The sequence below is a fragment of the Pantoea sp. Ap-967 genome (assembly GCF_011752565.1).
In the GTDB taxonomy this organism is placed as follows: Bacteria; Pseudomonadota; Gammaproteobacteria; order Pseudomonadales; family Pseudomonadaceae; genus Aquipseudomonas.
The window spans coordinates 1-1451 of sequence record NZ_VWXK01000072.1; the positions used below are offsets into that span (position 1 = coordinate 1).

The 1451-nt window shown below is 53.8% G+C and carries 1 protein-coding gene; it reads right to left on the reverse strand.

Annotated features, from left to right (window positions below; genetic code table 11):
* Positions 1-32: 32 nt before the first annotated feature.
* Positions 33-1402 (reverse strand): IS3 family transposase gene (locus tag F3J45_RS29520; RefSeq protein WP_370526515.1). Its coding sequence is split into 2 segments (ribosomal slippage): positions 33-902 and positions 905-1402, totalling 1368 coding nucleotides; the frame shifts between segments, so codons are not numbered across the junction.
* Positions 1403-1451 lie beyond the last annotated feature (49 nt).

Here is a 1451-nt window from a genome sequence, read left to right on the forward strand (position 1 = left end):
TGAACTGCGCCCCAAATGTTAGACGGTCGAAGCTAGGCTACCTCAGCCTGAGTCCTGTAAGCCACAGGACTCAGGCCATTGAGCTTCATTTTGATTCGTTCGTGGTTGTAGTAATGGATGTACTCGGCTAGCCCTGCTTCCAACTCAGCAACGCTTTGGAAGCGTTCACGGTAGAAATATTCTGATTTGAGCGTCCCGAAAAAGCTCTCCATGGCGGCATTATCAAGGCAGTTACCCTTACGAGACATGCTCTGCTCCAGCCCAGCTTCTTTCAATCGTGCGCAGTAATCTGGGTAACGGTAGTGCCACCCCTGATCAGAGTGCAGCAGAGGTTTGATGCCTGGTGGAAGCCGAGAAATAGCTTGCTCCAGCATCTTTTCTACCAGAGCGAATCGCGGCCGTTTTTCAGTGTGATAGGCCACGATTTCACCGTTATACAGATCCATTACTGGCGACAAATACAGTTTTTCACCTGCCACCTTGAACTCAGTCACATCGGTCACCCACTTCTGATTGGGCTGCTCAGCTTTGAAGTCCCGCTTGAGGACATTCGGTGCGGCTTCCCCAATCACTCCGCGGTAGGCTCTGTATTTCTTAGGGCGCACGGTGCACTTAAGACCCAGCTCTGCCATCAGCCGTCTTACCTTCTTACTGTTAATCAGCTGACCCACCTGCCTGAGCGATGACGTCACCCGCCGATACCCATAACGACCACGATTCTGCTCGCAAATGGTCTGGATCGCGGCTTTGAGCGGGGCGCAGGTGTCTCCAGCTTTCAACAGATCCAGCTGATAGTAATAGGTGCTGCGTGCCAAGCCAGCCGCCCTTAACAGAGCGGAAAACGGGTATCGGTCACGCAGTATTGCGACTAGCTGGGCTTTTTCCTGGCTTGTTTCAACCTCGCTTTCTCTGCATCGAGTTCCTCGAGCTTTTTTAGGTAGGCATTCTCCGCTTCAAGCTCTCGAAACCGCTTGAGTAGCTCCGCGTGGGTGAGTTCCTCCACGGCCTTGGCAGGTTTTTTTATAGACGCGTGGGTTGGCTTTGGCATGGCGGTGATCAACATCTCTGCAGGGGGCATCGGGGCTTTGAGGCGTTCACTGTAATACTCTTCTTCCCACCGACGCACCTGGGTTGAGTTACCAAGATTGAAAAGCGCTGCCGTGGCTCTAAACGAAAGCTGGTCGCGCCACTTGCGGTGAAGGACTGACTGTTTGAACTCGCAGCTGTAGCGTCGGCCAGGCTTCTCAAAGCTGGCCTCTCCGTGCATCTGATAGGCGCTAACCCACCGGCGAAGCAAAGTCGGGTCGATGTGGAACTGGGCAGCAACATGGCGGAAGCCATAGCCTCGATCGAGGAAGGCTTGGATGGCTGACCGCTTGAAAGGTGTTGGATACTTGCTCATGAAAAACCCCAGGTGATGGACGGGTGTCCAACATCTGGGGCGCAGTTCA